This is a genomic window from Pseudomonas sp. Pseu.R1 (assembly GCF_045764065.1).
Lineage (GTDB): Bacteria > Pseudomonadota > Gammaproteobacteria > Pseudomonadales > Pseudomonadaceae > Aquipseudomonas.
This window is the reverse complement of the sequence record NZ_JBJGEE020000001.1, coordinates 547,159-564,161: the sequence shown is the minus strand read 5'-3', so window position 1 is coordinate 564,161 and position 17,003 is coordinate 547,159. Positions and strand designations below refer to the sequence as shown.

Annotated in this window: 15 protein-coding genes; 2 read left to right on the top strand and 13 right to left on the bottom strand. The window is 60.7% G+C overall.

Annotation, left to right across the window (positions count from 1 at the left end; genetic code table 11):
- Positions 1-145: 145 nt before the first annotated feature.
- From ACI5GA_RS02750 to ACI5GA_RS02730, 5 genes are all read right to left on the bottom strand, one after another.
- Positions 146-1,285, bottom strand: a complete 1,140-nt coding sequence (locus ACI5GA_RS02750; protein ID WP_421421565.1) for a Gfo/Idh/MocA family protein — start codon at positions 1,283-1,285, stop codon at positions 146-148.
- Between the two features lie 226 nt (positions 1,286-1,511).
- Positions 1,512-2,279 carry an SDR family oxidoreductase gene (locus tag ACI5GA_RS02745; RefSeq protein ID WP_404632320.1) on the bottom strand — a complete coding sequence of 256 codons (768 nt, stop codon included), beginning with the start codon at positions 2,277-2,279 and terminating at the stop codon, positions 1,512-1,514.
- A 43-nt stretch (positions 2,280-2,322) separates the two neighbouring features.
- Positions 2,323-3,390 (bottom strand): phosphotransferase family protein, encoded by a 1,068-nt coding sequence (locus ACI5GA_RS02740; RefSeq protein WP_421421563.1) that lies wholly within the window; start codon positions 3,388-3,390, stop codon positions 2,323-2,325.
- Between the two features lie 201 nt (positions 3,391-3,591).
- Entirely contained in the window at positions 3,592-3,906 is a 315-nt protein-coding gene (locus ACI5GA_RS02735; RefSeq protein WP_404632316.1) for an SCP2 sterol-binding domain-containing protein, read from the bottom strand.
- A 58-nt stretch (positions 3,907-3,964) separates the two neighbouring features.
- Positions 3,965-4,675, bottom strand: coding sequence for a histidine phosphatase family protein (locus ACI5GA_RS02730; protein ID WP_404632314.1), 711 nt, complete (start codon positions 4,673-4,675; stop codon positions 3,965-3,967).
- A gap of 218 nt (positions 4,676-4,893) precedes the next feature.
- Between ACI5GA_RS02730 and sohB the strand changes: the two genes are divergently transcribed.
- Complete coding sequence (gene sohB, locus ACI5GA_RS02725; protein ID WP_404632312.1) at positions 4,894-5,916, top strand: protease SohB; 1,023 nt, start codon at positions 4,894-4,896, stop codon at positions 5,914-5,916.
- 209 nt (positions 5,917-6,125) lie between these two features.
- Here sohB and ACI5GA_RS02720 read toward each other — a convergent pair whose 3' ends face one another.
- Together ACI5GA_RS02720 and ACI5GA_RS02715 are read right to left on the bottom strand one after the other, a co-directional pair.
- Positions 6,126-6,620 carry a DUF934 domain-containing protein gene (locus ACI5GA_RS02720; RefSeq protein WP_421421561.1) on the bottom strand — a complete coding sequence of 165 codons (495 nt, stop codon included), beginning with the start codon at positions 6,618-6,620 and terminating at the stop codon, positions 6,126-6,128.
- Entirely contained in the window at positions 6,604-8,262 is a 1,659-nt protein-coding gene (locus tag ACI5GA_RS02715; RefSeq protein WP_404632306.1) for a nitrite/sulfite reductase, read from the bottom strand. The genes ACI5GA_RS02720 and ACI5GA_RS02715 overlap by 17 nt, the downstream gene beginning before the upstream one ends.
- 557 nt (positions 8,263-8,819) lie before the next feature.
- Here ACI5GA_RS02715 and ACI5GA_RS02710 point away from each other — a divergent pair.
- The gene (locus tag ACI5GA_RS02710) at positions 8,820-9,908 is read left to right on the top strand and encodes an ABC transporter substrate-binding protein (protein WP_421421560.1); all 1,089 of its coding nucleotides are present in this window, start codon (positions 8,820-8,822) and stop codon (positions 9,906-9,908) included.
- 1 nt (position 9,909) lies between these two features.
- Here ACI5GA_RS02710 and ACI5GA_RS02705 read toward each other — a convergent pair whose 3' ends face one another.
- The 6 genes from ACI5GA_RS02705 to ACI5GA_RS02680 all read right to left on the bottom strand — a co-directional run bounded on the left by ACI5GA_RS02705 (position 9,910) and on the right by ACI5GA_RS02680 (position 16,926).
- Positions 9,910-10,131, bottom strand: a complete 222-nt coding sequence (locus ACI5GA_RS02705; protein ID WP_404632302.1) for a DUF2970 domain-containing protein — start codon at positions 10,129-10,131, stop codon at positions 9,910-9,912.
- A 159-nt stretch (positions 10,132-10,290) separates the two neighbouring features.
- Complete coding sequence (locus ACI5GA_RS02700; RefSeq protein ID WP_421421558.1) at positions 10,291-11,178, bottom strand: alpha/beta hydrolase; 888 nt, start codon at positions 11,176-11,178, stop codon at positions 10,291-10,293.
- Between the two features lie 18 nt (positions 11,179-11,196).
- The gene (locus ACI5GA_RS02695) at positions 11,197-13,437 is read right to left on the bottom strand and encodes a TonB-dependent siderophore receptor (protein WP_421421556.1); all 2,241 of its coding nucleotides are present in this window, start codon (positions 13,435-13,437) and stop codon (positions 11,197-11,199) included.
- A 363-nt stretch (positions 13,438-13,800) separates the two neighbouring features.
- On the bottom strand, positions 13,801-15,138 hold the full coding sequence (locus ACI5GA_RS02690; RefSeq protein ID WP_421421554.1) for a HAMP domain-containing sensor histidine kinase: 1,338 nt from the start codon (positions 15,136-15,138) through the stop codon (positions 13,801-13,803).
- Positions 15,138-15,842, bottom strand: coding sequence for a response regulator transcription factor (locus tag ACI5GA_RS02685; protein WP_421421552.1), 705 nt, complete (start codon positions 15,840-15,842; stop codon positions 15,138-15,140). Before ACI5GA_RS02685 ends, ACI5GA_RS02690 begins: the two co-directional genes overlap by 1 nt.
- A 145-nt stretch (positions 15,843-15,987) precedes the next feature.
- Positions 15,988-16,926 carry a class I SAM-dependent methyltransferase gene (locus ACI5GA_RS02680; protein WP_404632292.1) on the bottom strand — a complete coding sequence of 313 codons (939 nt, stop codon included), beginning with the start codon at positions 16,924-16,926 and terminating at the stop codon, positions 15,988-15,990.
- Positions 16,927-17,003 lie beyond the last annotated feature (77 nt).

Here is a 17,003-nt window from a genome sequence, read left to right as displayed (position 1 = left end):
CTTACTGGGCAGTTGGGCAGAATGGCTGCCCGGAAGCGCGGCATTCTACCTGTAAGCCCTGTGTTTGGCTTTTGATTCTGCCCCGAACATCGACTCGTAGCGACTTGCTTCTGGCCGACAGGCCGTAGGCTGAATAAGAGCGCGTTCAAATCTCCGCGACTTTCACCCAGCGCATTTCCTTCGCTGCCCTTCGAATTGCGGTCGCCAAGCGCTCCACTTCCAGCGCTTCGGCAAAATCCGGCCCTTCATTGCCTTTGCCGCACAGCGCTTGAATCAGCGCATGAACTTCCAGCGTCTTCAGTTCGTTGTAGCCCAATTGATGACCCGGTGCCGGGCAAAACGCCGCATAACCGGGCTGGGTCGGTCCGGCCAGAATGCGCTGGAAGCCATCTTGCCCCGGCACGCCCGGACGATACAGACGCAATTCATTGAGGCGTTCCTGATCGAACGACAGCGTGCCTTTTGTGCCGCTGATCTCGAAACTCAGGTGGTTCTTGTAGCCATGCTTGAGCCAACTGGTGCCAAACGTGCCGCGTGCGCCGTTGGCGAAGCGCAGCAGGGCGTAGGTCTGGTCGTCGATGGCGATCTGGCGGTTCTCCGGGCTGCCTTTGCTCGCAGGGCGCTGGCCGTGAACGGTCTGCGAATCCGCGCAGACTGCTTCGATATCGCCCAGCAGATAACGCGCCATGGCCAGCAGGTGACTGCCCAGATCCGCCAGCGCGCCACCGGCATGGGCCTGTTCGCAGCGCCACGACCACGGCGACTGCGCATCGCCCATGAAGTCCTCGCTGAATTCGCCCTGGAAGCTGACGATCTGCCCCAGCTCGCCGCTTTGAATCATCTGCCGGGCCAGGCCCAGAATGGGGTTGTGCTGGTAGTTGTAACCCACACGGGTCACGACCCCGGCTTTTTCTGCGGCGCTGTGCATCTCGCGGGCTTGTTCAAGGCTGACCGCCAGCGGCTTCTCGCAATACACCGCTTTGCCGGCCTCAAGAGCGGCCATGGCCATGGGGAAATGCAGGTGATTGGGCGTGGTGATCGCCACCAGATTGACCGCCGGATCGTTGATCAACTGTTGCCAGTCGGCGTGGCTGCGATCGAAACCCCACGACCGCGCGCACTGTTCGGCACGGGCGGCGTCGGCGTCGGCCAGCGCAGCGAGCTTGAGGTTGACTGGCAGCTCGAAGGTGGTGCGGGCGTTGTGGAACGCCAAGGTGTGGGCACGGCCCATGAAACCGGTGCCGATCAGCCCGATACCCAGATCCGGAAGAGAAGACTCGCGCATGACAAACGTCCTTGAAGGATTGTTGTTGTGCGCAAAATGTATTCGCGGAGGGGCGGGGATGGAATCTTTATTCCATCAAATGAACCTCAGATTCGCCTCAGGATTAAGGCCTGCACAAAAACTCTGGGAGCCGACTTGCTGGCGAAAGCGGTGTGTCAGGCACTTACCCGTCGCAGATACGCCGCCTTCGCCAGCAAGCCGGCTCCCACAGAGTTTGTGTGTGGCTTTAGGACAAGAACCCGCCATCCACATTCAGCGCCACGCCCGTGGTGTAGCTCGACGCGTCGCTGGCCAGATACAGTACGGTGCCCGCCATTTCACTCGGTGCTGCTACGCGCTTGAGGGGGATCTGCGCCAAAGCGGTCTTGAGAATGGCGTCGTTGCTGACCAGCGCTGAGGCGAATTTGGTGTCGGTCAGGCCCGGCAGCAGGGCGTTGCAGCGAATGCCGAATTGCGCGCACTCCTTGGCGAAGACCTTGGTCATGTTGATCACTGCCGCTTTGGTCACCGAGTAGATACCTTGGAACACACCCGGCGAAACGCCATTGATCGACGCCACGTTGATGATGCTGCCGCCACCGTGCTCGCGCATCAGCTTGCCCGCTTCCACGGACATGAAAAAGTATCCGCGAATGTTTACATCAACGGTTTTCTGGAAGGCGCCGAGGTCGGTGTCCAGTACGTTGCAGAACTGCGGATTGGTGGCGGCATTGTTGACCAGAATGTCGAGGCGGCCGAACGTTTCGCGAATTCGCGCGAACACGCTGCTGATCTGTTCCATCTCGCCAATGTGGCAGGCGATGGCCGTGGCTTTGCCGCCGTCGGCGATGATCGCGTCGGCCACCTGCTGGCACCCGTCCAGTTTGCGGCTGGAGACGATGACGTGAGCGCCTTGCTGGGCCAGCAGCCTGGCGATCGCTTCACCAATGCCACGGCTGGCGCCAGAGACGAAGGCGATCTTGCCGTCGAGGTCGAACAGTTGGGTTTTGGACATGTTGTTTTCCTTATCCTGTCGCAATCGGGTCGGTAAAAAGCGCTTAGAGAGTGGAGCGGTCAATCACTTGCAGCGCCATGTGCTCCAGCAGCTTGTTCATGTGGATGAACTGGGCGAAGCGCTTGTCCTGGGTCTGGCCGTGGAAGAACCGGTAGTAGATCTGCTGGACGATGCCGGCCAGACGGAACAGCCCGTAGGTGTAATAGAAATCGAAGTTATCGATGCGAATCCCTGAGCGTTCGGCGTAATAGGCCACGAACTGATCGCGGGTCAGCATGCCGGGTGCGTGGCTGGGCTGGCGGCGCATCAGTTGCACGGGGGCGGGGTCATCGGCCTGAATCCAGTACGCCAGGCTATTGCCCAGGTCCATCAGCGGATCGCCCAGGGTGGTCAGTTCCCAATCCAGCACGCCGATGATTTGCATCGGGTTGTCGGGATCGAGGATCACGTTGTCGAAGCGGTAGTCGTTGTGCACCAGGCTTGAGGTCGGATGATCGGCAGGTTGCTTGTCGTTGAGCCAGCGCGCGACCTTTTCCCAGCTTGGTGCGTCCGGGGTGCGGGCTTTATCGTAGCGTTCGGTCCAGCCGCGAATCTGCCGTTCGACGTAGCCCTGCGGTTTACCCAGATCACCCAAACCGCAGGCGGTGTAATCGACCTGATGCAGGTCCACCAACTTGTCGATGAAGCTCTTGCAGAGGGCTTCGGTCTGCGCGGCATCGAAGCCCAGTTCGGCAGGCAGTTCGGCGCGCAGGATGATGCCCTTGACCCGTTCCATGACATAGAACTCGGCGCCGATCACCGATTCGTCGGTGCAGTGCACGTAGGCTCTGGGGCAGTAGGGGAAGGCGTCTTTGAGTTGGTTGAGGATGCGAAATTCGCGGCCCATGTCATGAGCGCTTTTGGCCTTGTGGCCGAAGGGTGGGCGGCGCAGCACGAATTCCTGTTCGGGGTATTTGAGCAGGTAGGTGAGATTGGAGGCGCCTCCGGGAAACTGGCTGATCTGCGCGGTGCCGCTCAGGCCCGGAATCTGGGCTTTGAGATACGGGTCGATCAACGCGGCGTCGAGTTCTTCGCCGGATCGAACCTGGGTGGACTGGTCGGTGAGCGCCATGTTTATCCCTGTTGTTTATTTTGGAGGATCAGGATCATTGACTAATCTAATGCGCGCACGAGAGGCCGAACAAGCGACGACGGGCGTTATTGGCGAGCGTGTTACAGGTCGATCAGCCGCTTTGATCCGCAGTGTTCAGAAACCATAGAGCAAAAAAAACCGAAGCCGGTGAGCTTCGGTTTTTTGCGTTTCACGCAGGCATTACGACGGAAACAGCTCGCTCAGCTTCATCGCCAGCATCATGTCGCCTTCAGCGCGCAGCTTGCCTTGCATGAAAGCCTGCATGCCGTCGGTCTCGCCGCTGACGATGCCTTTCAGGGTTTCGCTGTCCATGACCAGGGTCACTTGTGCGTCAGAGTTTTCGCCTTCCTGCAGCTCGCAGGTCTTGTCTTTGACGATCAGCGAAAAGTGCTTTTCTTCGTCGATGCGAAAACCGAAAACCAGGTCCAGGCCTGCAGCGGCGCTTGGGTCGAACTTGGCTTTCATCGCTTGTACGGCGTCGGCTACGGAGGTCATGGTGTCATCCTTTTATTAAGTGATTTGCAGGCACCTTTTACGGTGCATTTGGCCGGGCTCAGCGGTAAGTGATGAGCTCCGGCGCCTTCAACAGTTGCAGGTGCGCGTGGCTGTTGAAGGAAGCCAGTGACACCTCGCGTCCCCTGAATTTCAGGTGGTTGAGCGAGGTGTTGACGATTTGCCAGTTGAGTTCGAACGCCTGAGGCGCAGGAATTTGCGTGATCAAGTGAAGCAGGGCGGTGATGGTGCCGCCGGAGGTGAACACGGCGATACGATCGCTGGGGCCTGCCTGATCGAGAATGGCGTCGAGGCCGGATCGGGCCTGTTCGATGAAGGCCAGCCAGCTTTGCAAGGCCGGGGTATCGTGTTCGCCGCCCAGCCAGCGGCTGATGATCAGTGCGAACAGACGCTGAAACTCGGCGCGATTGTGGGCAGCATTGCGCATGATCTCCAGCGCCTCGGGCTCATCCGGCAGCATGGCCGGGAGCAGGGCGCGGATCACCGCTTCGGCATCGAATTCGTTGAACGCCGGGTCGGTTTCCAGCGCGGGAACGTTCTGGCCTGCGGCGTTGAGTTGCGCCATCGCCGTTTCGGCGGTGTGGCGCTGGCGAAACAGGCTGCCCGAGATGCAGCGATCAAACGTCAGGCCCAGTTGCGCCAAATGCGCACCGAGCACTTCAGCCTGGCGATAGCCGGTGGGCGACAGCACGTCGTAATCGTCCGCACCAAAGGAGGCCTGGCCATGTCGTATGAGGTAGATGCTGCCCACGTCCGCGTCGTCCCGGTACGTTGAAAGTGTTGGGAGGTTAGGGGGCGGGCGCCGGGTCTGTCAACGAAAAAACATACGCTTGTTTGAATTGGTCATTTGTCATGATCTTTGACGGTCCCATCGCTGGCCCCACGCGGGGTGCAACGGTATGCTGGGTTCAATCGCGATTCTGTATCGGGCCTTTGAGTGAGGCCCTCACATGTAGGTAAGGAGCCTCTGTGGAGTTTATGTTCGATTACGCCAGTTTCCTGGCAAAAACCGTCACGGTGGTCATCGCGATCATCGTGGTACTGGTCATGATCGCGTCGCTGCGCGGCCGTGGACGCCGGGGCGGCGGTGGCCAGTTGCACGTGACCAAACTCAATGACTTCTACAAAGGCCTGCGCGACCGTCTGGAAGGCTCGCTGCTGGACAAGGCAAAGCTCAAGGCGCTACGCAAGTCCCAGGCCAAGGAGTTGAAGAAAGACAAGAAGCAGGCTGAGATCAAGCCACGGGTTTACGTGCTGGATTTCGATGGTGACATCAAGGCTTCGGCCACTGAAAGCATGCGCCATGAAATCACTGCGTTGCTGACACTGGCGACCGACAAGGATGAAGTGGTGCTGCGTCTGGAAAGCGGCGGCGGCATGGTCCACAGCTACGGTCTGGCCTCCTCGCAATTGGCGCGGATTCGTCAGGCGGGCATTCCGCTGACCATCTGCATCGACAAGGTGGCTGCCAGCGGCGGGTACATGATGGCGTGTATCGGCAATCGCATCATCAGCGCACCGTTCGCCGTGCTGGGGTCGATTGGCGTGGTGGCGCAACTGCCCAACGTCAACCGCTTGCTGAAAAAGCACGACATCGATTTTGAAGTGCTGACGGCGGGGGAATACAAGCGCACTTTGACGGTGTTCGGTGAGAACACTGAGAAGGGTCGTGAGAAATTCCAGCAGGATCTGGACATCACTCATGAGTTGTTCAAGAACTTCGTCGCCAGCTACCGACCGCAATTGCAGATCGATGAAGTGGCGACCGGCGAGGTTTGGCTGGGCATGGCGGCCAAGGACAAACTGCTGGTGGATGAGTTGAAAACCAGCGACGAATACCTGGCCGACAAGGCCAGGACCGCTGATGTTTTCCACTTGCACTACGCCGAGCGCAAGAGCCTGCAAGAGCGCGTAGGGCTGGCGGCCAGCGGTTCGGTGGATCGCTTGGTGACAGGCTGGTGGAACCGGTTGATGCAGCAGCGGTTTTGGTAATTCGCCTGCGCTAATGTGCTCTGTGGGAGCCGGCTTGCTGGCGAAGGCGTTCGACCAGACACCTGTTTGGTGACTGAACTGCCGCGTTCGCCAGCAAGCCGGCTCCCACAGTTGCTGTTCCATGGCAAAAATGCATTTATAACCCCAAACAAAAAGCCCCGGCTTCGTGAGAAGTCGGGGCTTTTTGTTACTCGACCATCAGCGTCGAATCAACGACGACGGAACAGCGGCAATGGCTCGTCGGTCGCCGCCTGGTACGTCACGGAGAAGTCTTTCAGGCTCTCCAGTGCTTCGTACGGGTCTTTGTCCGCGCGAATCGCGAAGGCATCGAAACCGCAACGACGCAGGTAGAACAACTGGTCACGCAGCACGTCGCCGATGGCGCGCAGTTCGCCTTTGAACCCGTAGCGATCACGCAGCAGGCGCGCATTGGAGTAGCTACGCCCGTCCGTGAACGCCGGGAAGTTCAGGGCGATGACCTGAAAATCATTGACGTGCTCGCCAATTTCCTCGGCTTCTTCGTCGCTGTCCAGCCACACGCCCAGGCCACCGTCGCGAGCCTTGAGTGCGTGGCCGTGGTCACGCCACAGCGCCAGCGGCACGATCAGGTCGTCGCAGTTGGACAGGCCGTCAAGGGTGGTGTCCTTGGGCAGCAGGTGCCAGGTCTCGTCAACGACCTCGTTGTTCTTAATGATTCGCTGCATAGACGCGCTCCTTGAAAGGGTCGATGCCGATACGCTGGTACGTGTCGATGAAACGCTCGTCTTCGTTGCGTTTCTCGACGTAGACGTTGATCAGCTTCTCGATCACGTCCGGCATGGCGTCCTGTGCGAACGACGGGCCAAGGATCTTGCCCAGGCTTGCGTCCCGGCTGGCGCTGCCACCCAGAGACACCTGATAGAACTCTTCGCCTTTCTTGTCCACGCCCAGAATGCCGATGTGGCCGACGTGGTGGTGACCGCATGCGTTCATGCAGCCAGAGATGTTCAGGTCCAGTTCGCCGATGTCGAACAGGTAGTCCAGGTCGTCGAAGCGGCGCTGGATGGATTCGGCAATCGGGATCGACTTGGCGTTGGCCAGCGAGCAGAAATCACCGCCAGGGCAGCAGATGATGTCGGTCAGCAGGCCGATGTTTGGCGTTGCGAAGCCTTGCTCGCGCAGCTCGCCCCACATCGTGAACAGCTGGCTCTGCTCGACGTCGGCCAGAATCACGTTCTGCTCGTGGGAGGTGCGCAGCTGGCCAAAGCTGTAGCGGTCGGCCAGGTCGGCGATGCCGTCCAGTTGCTTGTCGGTGACGTCGCCCGGTGCCACTCCGGTCGGCTTGAGCGACAAGGTCACGGCTGCGTAGCCGGTCTTCTTGTGCGCCAGGACGTTGCGGGTGCGCCAGCGGGCAAAACCCGGGTGTTCTTTGTCCAGAGCGGCAAGTTCTGCGCTGAAATCAGGCAGTGTCTTGTACTCAGGATCGACGAAGTGCTTGGCCACGCGATGCACTTCGGCTTCGGTCAGGGTGGTCTGGCCGCCACGCAGGTGGGCCATTTCCGCCTCGACCTTCTCGGCGAAGACTTCCGGCGTCAGCGCCTTGACCAGAATCTTGATCCGCGCCTTGTACTTGTTGTCACGACGGCCATAGCGGTTGTAAACCCGCAGGATGGCGTCCAGGTAACTCAACAGGTCTTGCCATGGCAGGAACTCGTTGATGAAAGCGCCCACGACCGGGGTACGGCCCAGGCCACCGCCCACCAGCACGCGGAAGCCCAGTTCACCTGCGGCGTTCTTCACCGGCTCAAGGCCGATGTCGTGCACTTCGATGGCGGCCCGGTCGGAGGTAGAACCGTTGATCGCAATCTTGAATTTGCGTGGCAGGTAGGCGAATTCGGGGTGGAAGGTCGTCCATTGACGGACGATCTCGCACCATGGGCGCGGGTCAACCAGCTCGTCGGCAGCGACGCCGGCAAACTGGTCCGTGGTGACGTTGCGCAGGCAGTTACCGCTGGTCTGGATGGCGTGCATCTGCACGGTGGCCAGTTCAGCGAGAATATCGGGAATGTCTTCCAGCGCAGGCCAATTGAACTGCACGTTCTGGCGGGTGCTGATGTGCGCGTAACCCTTGTCGTAGTCACGGGCGATCTTCGCCAGCATGCGGGTCTGGCGCGAGGTCAGTTGGCCGTAAGGCACAGCGACGCGCAGCATCGGGGCGAAGCGCTGGATATAAAGGCCGTTTTGCAGGCGAAGCGGGCGGAACTCTTCTTCGCTCAGCTCGCCGGCCAGATAGCGGCGGGTCTGGTCGCGGAACTGCTTGACGCGGTCCTCGATGATCCGCTGATCGTACTCGTCGTATACGTACATGGTGGTCCTGTTCTCAGGCGGTTCACTGCTGCTTGGATGAACTGAGAGGCGATGCGGTGCCGCCTGCATTCAGGTCATCCCAACAAATCTGCGCGCACGGTCGCGCAGCCTCCAACGAGGCCGGGGGGAGGTTACCTGTTTTCGGTTATGCGCAAAAGTGATGTTTGAATATAAGCAAATAACGGAACGTGCTAAGCGCTTCGTCAGGTCTTTATGCCCACACTTGTAATAAGGACAAGCCTCAACTTTACTCTGGGAACGATCAGGGTCAACCGTCTCTGGTCGGCTTGATCTGCGATCCCCATAAGAACGATAAAGAGGCGATGCAATGAGCAAATCCCATCCCAAAGCTGCCAAGTCCGACAGTCACGTTGACGCTTGGGCGATCCTGTTTCTCATCATTCTTGTCGTGGGGGCCGCCGTCTTCTGGGTGAGTCACCAGTAACTCGGACACCTCGCTTCACGTTCGGGTGCAACTTACCCGAGAGCAGCCGATAAGGTATAAGCAGGCCTGAAGAAGGTCGGCGTTATCTTTGGGGCGGTGAGGCTCGGTGTCCATGATCAGGTTTTTCAGTGGCTGCCTTTTATGTCTCGTGGGCTGGGTGTGGGGTGGGGGTGCGTGGGCGGCGTCCGTGGTGTTTTTGAACCCTGGATCGGCGCCTGACCCCTACTGGAACAGCTATTCACGTTTCATGCAGGCGGCGGCTGATCGGCTGGGCATGCAACTGACCATTCATTACACCGAACGCGACACCCGCATGCTGCTGACGTTCGCCCGTGAAGCGCTACAAGGCACCGATCGGCCAGACTATCTGGTGTTTTCCAACGAGCTGAACGTTGCGCCAGAAATTCTGCGCTTGTCCTTGGGCAGCGGGGTGAAGCTGTTGGCGGTCAACAACACCTTTACCGCCAACCAGTTGAGCATTCTGGGTGATCTGCGCAGTCGTTATCCAGACTTTCTCGGCAGCGTCGTGGCCAATGACGAGGAGGGCGGCTACCTGATCGCTAGACGGCTGATCGAAACCCGCCCGCCGACTGCCCCCGACCAGCCGGTAGAGATGATCGCGTTTTCCGGAACCAACACCACGCCCGTGTCGCTCCAGCGTGAACAGGGCTTGTATCGCGCACTGGCGGAGCACCCTGAAATCCGTCTTCGGCAGATCGTGCTCGGTGGCTGGCGGCGAGACAGGGCGTATGAACAGGCGCAGGTGCTGCTCAAGCGTTATCCCAATGTCAGCCTGATCTGGACCGCCAGCGACTTGATGGCTTATGGCGTGATGGATGCGGTCCGGGAAACCGGCAAGCGGCCAGGCAAGGACGTGCTGATCGGCACCATCAACGACTCCACCGCCGCGTTGCAGGCCTTGCTGGAAGGGCATCTGAACGCGGTGGTCGGCGGTCATTTCACCTTGGGCGGCTGGGCGTTGGTCTTGCTCAATGACTACGATCACGCCGATAGCCGCACGCGTCAGCCCATCGGAAATTGGCGCGTGCGGGCGATGGAGATTCGCGAACGCAGCGACAGTGTGCGCTTCATGCAGGCCAATAATCAGGACGACTATGGCATCGACGTACGTCAATTCGTCGGTGGCCGCAGCCCGGCGGGTGTCGAATACCCCTTCGTGCGGACCGAGGCGTTGCGTTGAATCAGGGGGCGGCGAAATAGAGCACCAGTTGCACGATGCCCATCAACACCAGCGCAAACAGCGCGGTGAAGGCAATGCCCATGATCACGAAGTGTGACGGCTTGCCGTGGGTGAAGTCCCGCGTGCGGTTTTTTTGACTTTGCACGCCGAACGCGGCGGCCATGACGCTGTGCAGCATCTGCCAGAAAGTGGGGGGCTTTGGATCGTCAGAGGGGGTGGTCATGTTCGCTCCAGCGCGTGCGAAGGGCTGAAGAAAGCATAGTTGCGAATGGCGCGAGCGCTTCGTAGCCGCCCGGTTTGTCGGCGGCAGCGATTTCAGGACGCTACCGTCGGCATGCCGAACGGCTACAAGGCGGGGTGACCTGAACGGACGATGGGTGCGTTATCGGCAGTACGCCCGCTCCATCACGTAGCGCAGCGACGCGGGCAATGTCTCGCCATGGCTCATGCCGTCGAAGGCGTGGTACTCCAGTTTCAGGCCTTTTACGTTGCTCAGCCGCGCCACCATTTGCCGGGCCAGTCGATCCGGCTTGGCGGCAAGCGGGGCCTGTGGTGTGGCAGGCTCTGCCGTGCCACGCATCAGCAACAGGCTGGCGTGGGGCGATTTCAAATGCTGGCTTTCGGCAGTGATTAACGGCTCATCCCACCACAACGACGGGCTGGCCGCCGCGTAGTGATTGAACATCTGTGGCCGGGTGAACAGCGTGTGCAGCACCAGCAATCCGCCATAGGAGTGCCCCCACAGTGTCTGGTCATGGGCGTTCAGTTTCACCTGCTCCTGGACCTGCGGACGCATCCGGTTCTGCAACAGGTCGAGAAACGCGTCGGCACCGCCGCTGGGCACGTTGGTCAGCGGGTCTTTCTGTTCCGCGACACCGTTGCGTAGCGGGGTGTAATCCCGCGTACGCGCACTGCGTTCGATGCGCAGTGGCGTCTGGTAACCGATGGCCACCAGCAGCGGTGCGCGCCCCTTGGCCAGTCGTTTGAGCAGGTCTTCATCCAGTGCACCGACGGCCGCATTGCCATCCAGCATCCACAGTGACGGATAGCCCTGCGCTGGCGCCGGACGGTTCGGTTTGCCGATCCACAGGCGGTAGTGGCGCTGGCGGTCTGCGGAGTCGAAATCAAGGGTATTGAAGGTGTACGGCAGGTCCTGGCGTTGCAGGATCTGCGTGTCCATTGGCTGGTCCGGAGCAGGCCGCGCCAGGGTGGTCAGCCCCGGTGCGGTCAACAGGAGGACGAGCGCCAGAGGTCTCATCAACGCGTTCATCAGGCGGTCTCGTCAGGATCAGAACGATGCGGTCAGGCTGGTGTACAGCGTGCGGCCCGGTTCGTTGTAGGTCGCGGCGCCCGCACCGTCGATGTTGGTCACGCCCTGGGCGTTGCCTTCACGGAACAGGCGCTTGTCGAACAGGTTGTCGACGCCGGTGGTCAGGCTCAAGTTTTTGGTGATGGCGTAGGTGCCGCTGACCCCGACGATGGCGTATGGCGACAATTGGTTGTTGGCGCTGCCGGTCACACGGTTGCCGTGGTAGTCGTATTTTTTCGGCGTCTGTTTGCCGTACCACGCCACGCTGGTCTGGAACGACAGGTCGTTGGTGGCCTGCCAGTCGAGCATCGAGTTCAGGGTGTACTTCGGCGTCACCGAAAGCACGTCACCGGTTTCCTTGTTTTTCGATTGGAGCATGTAGGTGAAGTTGTTGGTCCAAGTCAGTTCTTCGGCCAACGGAATGGTCAGGTTGCCTTCCAGCCCCTCGACCAGCGCCTTGGGCACGTTGTCCCACTGGTACACCGCCGCGTTGGCATAGGTGCCGGTGCCGCCGGTGGCGCTGCTGATCGGGCTCAGCCCCGACTCGATCTTGTTCTTGTAGTCGTTGCGAAAGTAGGTCAGGCCCGCGACCCAGCCGTTGGAGGTGTACTCGATCCCCAGCTCCTTGTTGACGCTGGTCTCGGCCTTGAGGCTGTCGTTGCCTTGCAGGTAGCAACTGGTGGTCTGGCCGTAGCAACCCTGGCCACGGGAGTAGAGCAGGTAGTTGGGGTTCAGTTGATAGAGGTTCGGCGCTTTGTAGGCCCGGGCAATACCAGCCTTGAGGGTCAGGGTGTCGGTCAGTGCGTGGGACAGGTTCAGCGACGGGCTCCAGTTGTCGCCGACGATGTCGTGATGGTCGAAGCGCAGGCCCGGTGTGAGCATGGTGCCGGGGAACAGTTCGATGTTGTCTTCGGCGAAGACCGAGAAAATGTGTGCTTCGGAGGTGGTGTCACGGCCGGTGCTGCTCAGGCCGCTGACGGCGCCACCTTCGGTGGTGGTCTGAGTGTTGGCGCTGGGGTCATCGAGTTTCTGCTCGACCCACTCGGTACCCAGCGTCAGCGTCTGGTCGAAGCCTGCGTGCAACGGCAGGTTGACCTCGCCGTGGGCGGTCAGGTCGTGCAGGGTGGCGGTGTAGAAATCGCTGTTGCTGAAGATACCTTCGGTGCCGCCCGCCAAGCCTTCGTTGATCCGCCGGTTGCGGGTTTTTTCATATTGCAGGTAGGCCAGGCTGGTGCCGAAATCCCAGTCGCCGCGATGGGTGACCGAGTAGGTTTCGCGGTAGCTGCGGTTGGTTTCGTGACCCAGCAGGCTGTTCACCGTGGCGTTGGTGTTGGTGTTCTGGGTGTCGCCGGTGTAGATGTTGCCCTGACGACTGAAACCGGCTTCGACCTCCAGGGTTTGTTCCGGGGTGAGGCGCCAACTGAGCATGCCGTTGACGTCCTTGTTGCGCACACCTTCACGGCCTGCGGGCAGGGTGCCGACCTGGTTGCCGATGCGCAGGGATTCGTGGCCTTCGTTGATGTCGGCATCGTCGGCGTCGGTTTTGGCGACGTTGCCGTACACCCGATAACTGAGGGTGTCGGTGAGCGGCCCGCTCAGGCCGAAGTTCATGCGCTTGGTGGCGCCTTCGTCCTTGTGGGTGGGGAACGACGTGTAGACCGTGGCGCTGCCGTGGGTCTCGGCACCGGCTTTTTTGGTGATGATGTTGACCACACCGCCTGCTGCGCCGTTTCCGTAGCGCGCGGCGGCGGGGCCTCGGATGACTTCGATGCGCTCGACCATTTCCGCAGGCACCCAGTTGGTGTCGCCGCGACTGTCCCGCTCGCCGCGCCAGCCATAGCGCACCGAGTTGCGGCTGCCGACCGGCTTGCCGTCCACCAGAATCAGGGTGTTTTCCGGCCCCATGCCGCGAATGTCGATCTGGCGGTTGTTTCCGCGCTGGCCGCTGCTGGAGTTACCGGTGAGGTTCACGCCCGGCATGGTACGGATGATCTGCGACAGGTCGTTGGACGGCGGACGCTTCTTGATGTCTTCGGCGGTGATCACCGATACGCCGGGCGCCTGTTTGATTTCTTCCTCCGCCGTGGCGACCACGTTCTGCTCGGGCAACTGGAGCGCTGTTGAAGTGTCAGGCTGGGTAGCGGCGTGCACGGCAGTGGCAAGCAGGCAACTGGACAGCAGCGCAAACGGGATGAAGGCAGGCAGGGGACGAAACGACATCGATGATCTCCGAGGGAACGACGTGACGCGAGAAGATCACGGATGATAATAAATGGCGTTTGCGAGTAAAGCGCATTAACTTTCTAAACACTTTGCAGTGCGGCCGACGCTGAATCTGCGGGAAACTCAGTGTTGGCTGGTCAACTGCATTCGCCACCAGAGGCGGTTCCCACAGGTGCGGTGGCGAACAAGAGGAATGGACCCGACGCGATCGCTGTGGGAGCCGGCTTGCTGGCGAATGGGGTTTGACAGACGCCGATGTATTGAATGACAGCGCGAATTCGCCAGCACTCCCCGGCTCCCACAAAGACCGATTGGATCAAAATCTGTTATTCGCCGCTGGGCCTGTGGGGAGGTCCATATTCAACGCGCCACTGGCAATGTCATGTGCATGATCAGCCCCGGCGCGCCATTGCTGGCCCACAACCTGCCGCCCTGCAATTGCACCGCGCGGCGGGCGATGGCCAGGCCCAGGCCGAAGCCCTCGGTGTTGTTGTCCAGTCGCTGATAGGGCACGAAGATCCGCTCCAGATCCGTCTCCGCCACGCCCGGCCCTTCGTCTTGCAGGCACAGGTGCCAGTGATCATCCTCGCGCCAGCCGGTGAGGGTGACCTTGCCGTTTTCGGGTGAGAAACGGATCGCATTGCGCAACAGGTTTTCCAGCGCTTGCGCCACGCTGTCCAGGTGCACCTGCACGCAGCAATCGGTGCTCAGCAAGCAAATCAGTCGTTGCGCAGGCCAGCCGCTTTCGAAACAGGCGTCTTCACACAGCGCCTCCCAGATCGACAGCATCAACACAGGCTCCGTGGGCAGTTGTGGGCGTTCGGTGTCGAGCCAGGCAAGGTCCAAAGTGTCTTCCAGCAAGCGCTGCATGTCGCCGATTTCCCGGTCCAGCCGCTCGCGCAATTGGTCGGGGGGCAACTCGCTGTCGTGAGCGATGCGCAGCCGCGCCAGTGGCGTTCGCAGTTCATGAGACAGAGTGCGCAACAGCAGTCGTTGCTGGTTGAGGCTGTGGCGCAGACGGTCTGCCATGTGCTCGAACGCGCTGGCCAGTTCGCCCAATTCGTCGCGACGCGCCATGAGGGGCACGCCAGGTCCTTCGCTGTCCAGATCATCGGCCCGCAGGCTGTCGGCGCGATCGCGCAGTTGGTTGAGCGGCACCACCAGATGGCGATAGATCAAAAGCCCCAGCAACGCCGCGAGCAGGGTCGGCACCACGCCGTGGCTGAGCACGTGGGTCCAGGGCGTCAGGCCGGTGGGCAAAAGACGCTCGGGCAATTGCATCACCAGTCGGCCTTGCTCCGGTGCGTCGGGAAACTCGATGCTGACAAACGGCAGCTCATCCTGAAGGCGTCGGCTCATGGGCCAGTCGAGCTTGCGCATGAACGTCAGATGGCTCGATTCCAGCGCTGTCAGCGGCGTGGTGCCCAGGCTCTCCAGATGCGGCCCGATGACCGCCACCCACGTGTCTTCTTCGTGGGACAGTTGTTGACGGAAGCGCTCGACGCCCGCATTGCCCTCGTTGTGCCAGATGCCTTCGGCCTGCTGCGCGTAGCGGGCCAGGTAAAGACGGTCGGCCTGATCCAGAAAGTAAGTGCTGCGCTCAGCCGAAAGGCCCCAGGTCCAGATGATCCAGGTCAGCAGCAGGCAGAAGGAAATCTGTAGAAGCGCCAGCTTCCACAGCAGAGGATGGCGGCGCATCAGGCCCCATTCACGTCGATGTTCGCGTCGATCAAGATATAACCCTGACCCCGGACCGCCTGAATTTGCAGGTGCTGCACGCCGATGGAGGCCAGTTTGCGCCGCAGGTTGCAGACGTGGACATCCAGCCCGCGATCCAGCCGGGTGTAGATGCGATGCAGGACGTGCTGATAGAGAAACGGTTTGCTCAGGGCTTCCCCGGCGTGTTCGCGCAGGGTCACCAGCAGACGATACTCGGAATGGGTCAAGCCCGCGCGTTGCTGATCATGAACCACATCCTGCACGTGGTCATCGAATTGTACGGCGGCTTCTTCGCGAGGTGCTTTGGCCACCTGAGTGCGCGCCATGCGGCGCATCAGCGCGTTGGCGCGGGCATCCAGTTCGGCGAGGCTGAAGGGCTTGGGCAGGTAGTCGTCGGCACCTCGGGTGAAGCCGGTGATCCGGTCCTGCTCGGCGCCCAATGCGGACATCAGCATCACGGGGGTGTCATCGACGTCACGCAAGGCTTCAAGCAGTGACAGGCCGTCCATGCCCGGCAACATGATGTCCAGCAAGGCCAGATCGAAGCGGGTGCTGCGCACGGCGGCCAGCCCCTGATGGCCGGACTGGCAGGCGGTCACGGCAAAGCCGCGCTTTTTAAAATGCAGGTTCAGATCGTGGCGCAGGCGCGCGTCATCTTCGACCAGCAGCAGAGTCGGGGTCATGGGAATGCTGTGATGAAAAGGACTTTATGAGAATCGTTCGCGGTTGCGAATATCGCATTCCTGACCCGTTTGCGCAAACGTTGCGTGATGTCGAGAGGCTGGCACTGATCCCTGTTTGTCAGTACATGGCCCGTCAAAACGGGTTTCAGCCCTGGCGAAACACCAACGCCTTGAGTCCGCCTTCCGGCTCGATGTCGGCGAATTCCGGCGGGTTTTCGATGCGTTGTTCGAAATGCAGCCCCGGTGCCTCCCGCGCCATTTCACCGATCAGAAAGTCCGGCCCCAACGCCGGGTCATTCATGCAGGCGAGCACCGTTGCGTCGGGTGTCAGCAGCTCGGGCAATTTGCGCAGCACGCGCTGGTAATCCTTGGTCAGCAGAAAGCTGCCTTTCTGAAACGACGGTGGATCGATGATCACCAGATCATACGGCCCGGCGTTTTTCACCTTGCCCCAGGATTTGAAGAGCTCGTGGTCGAGGAAGCGCACCTTGCTCATGTCGTGGCCATTGAGGCGATGGTTGTCGCGACCCCGGTTGAGCGCCGCACGGGACATGTCGAGGTTGACCACGAAGGCCGCACCGCCCTCGATGGCGGCCACCGAAAAGCCGCAGGTGTAGGCAAACAGGTTCAGGATACGTTGACCGCAGGCGTTGGCCCGCACCCAGTCGCGACCATGGCGCATGTCGAGAAACAGCCCGGTGTTCTGCTTTTTGCCGAAATCCACGAGGTAGCGCAGGCCGCCTTCGCTCAGTTGCCATTGCTCCGGCATCTCGCCGAACAGGGCTTCAGTGGTGCTGTCGGGCAGGTAGCGGTGTTGCAACAACAGGGCGCGGGCCTGGCTGTTCGCCCAGACCGGGGTCTGAGTCAGTGCTGTCAGCAGGTGTTTCAAGGCATCCAGATCATCGACTGCTGGCTCCTTGAACAGCGACACCAACACCACGCCCTGCATCCAGTCCACCGTCAGTTGCTCAAGACCTGGCCAGCGACGTCCACGGCCATGGAACAGGCGACGGGTTTCGGCAGGTGCCGGGGCGAGGGCGGCGAGCAGGTGCTCATTGAGGGTGTTGAGTGCGTCGGCGTTCATTCGAAGGGCGAGGGTCGGCAGTGAAGAAGGGCGGCATTCTAAACCCAAATGAACTAGGTGAATGAGTATCCTGTGCT

Coding starts and splice junctions, on each gene's coding strand:
- ACI5GA_RS02745 (WP_404632320.1), bottom strand. CDS start 2,279: ATGTCCAAAACCCAACTGTTCGACCTCGACGGCAAGATCGCCTTCGTC.
- ACI5GA_RS02700 (WP_421421558.1), bottom strand. CDS start 11,178: ATGAACGCGTTGATGAGACCTCTGGCGCTCGTCCTCCTGTTGACCGCA.
- ACI5GA_RS02710 (WP_421421560.1), top strand. CDS start 8,820: ATGATCAGGTTTTTCAGTGGCTGCCTTTTATGTCTCGTGGGCTGGGTG.
- ACI5GA_RS02690 (WP_421421554.1), bottom strand. CDS start 15,138: ATGCGCCGCCATCCTCTGCTGTGGAAGCTGGCGCTTCTACAGATTTCC.
- ACI5GA_RS02685 (WP_421421552.1), bottom strand. CDS start 15,842: ATGACCCCGACTCTGCTGCTGGTCGAAGATGACGCGCGCCTGCGCCAC.
- ACI5GA_RS02750 (WP_421421565.1), bottom strand. CDS start 1,285: ATGCGCGAGTCTTCTCTTCCGGATCTGGGTATCGGGCTGATCGGCACC.
- ACI5GA_RS02705 (WP_404632302.1), bottom strand. CDS start 10,131: ATGACCACCCCCTCTGACGATCCAAAGCCCCCCACTTTCTGGCAGATG.
- ACI5GA_RS02720 (WP_421421561.1), bottom strand. CDS start 6,620: ATGCAGCGAATCATTAAGAACAACGAGGTCGTTGACGAGACCTGGCAC.
- ACI5GA_RS02715 (WP_404632306.1), bottom strand. CDS start 8,262: ATGTACGTATACGACGAGTACGATCAGCGGATCATCGAGGACCGCGTC.
- ACI5GA_RS02680 (WP_404632292.1), bottom strand. CDS start 16,926: ATGAACGCCGACGCACTCAACACCCTCAATGAGCACCTGCTCGCCGCC.
- ACI5GA_RS02740 (WP_421421563.1), bottom strand. CDS start 3,390: ATGGCGCTCACCGACCAGTCCACCCAGGTTCGATCCGGCGAAGAACTC.
- ACI5GA_RS02735 (WP_404632316.1), bottom strand. CDS start 3,906: ATGACCTCCGTAGCCGACGCCGTACAAGCGATGAAAGCCAAGTTCGAC.
- ACI5GA_RS02695 (WP_421421556.1), bottom strand. CDS start 13,437: ATGTCGTTTCGTCCCCTGCCTGCCTTCATCCCGTTTGCGCTGCTGTCC.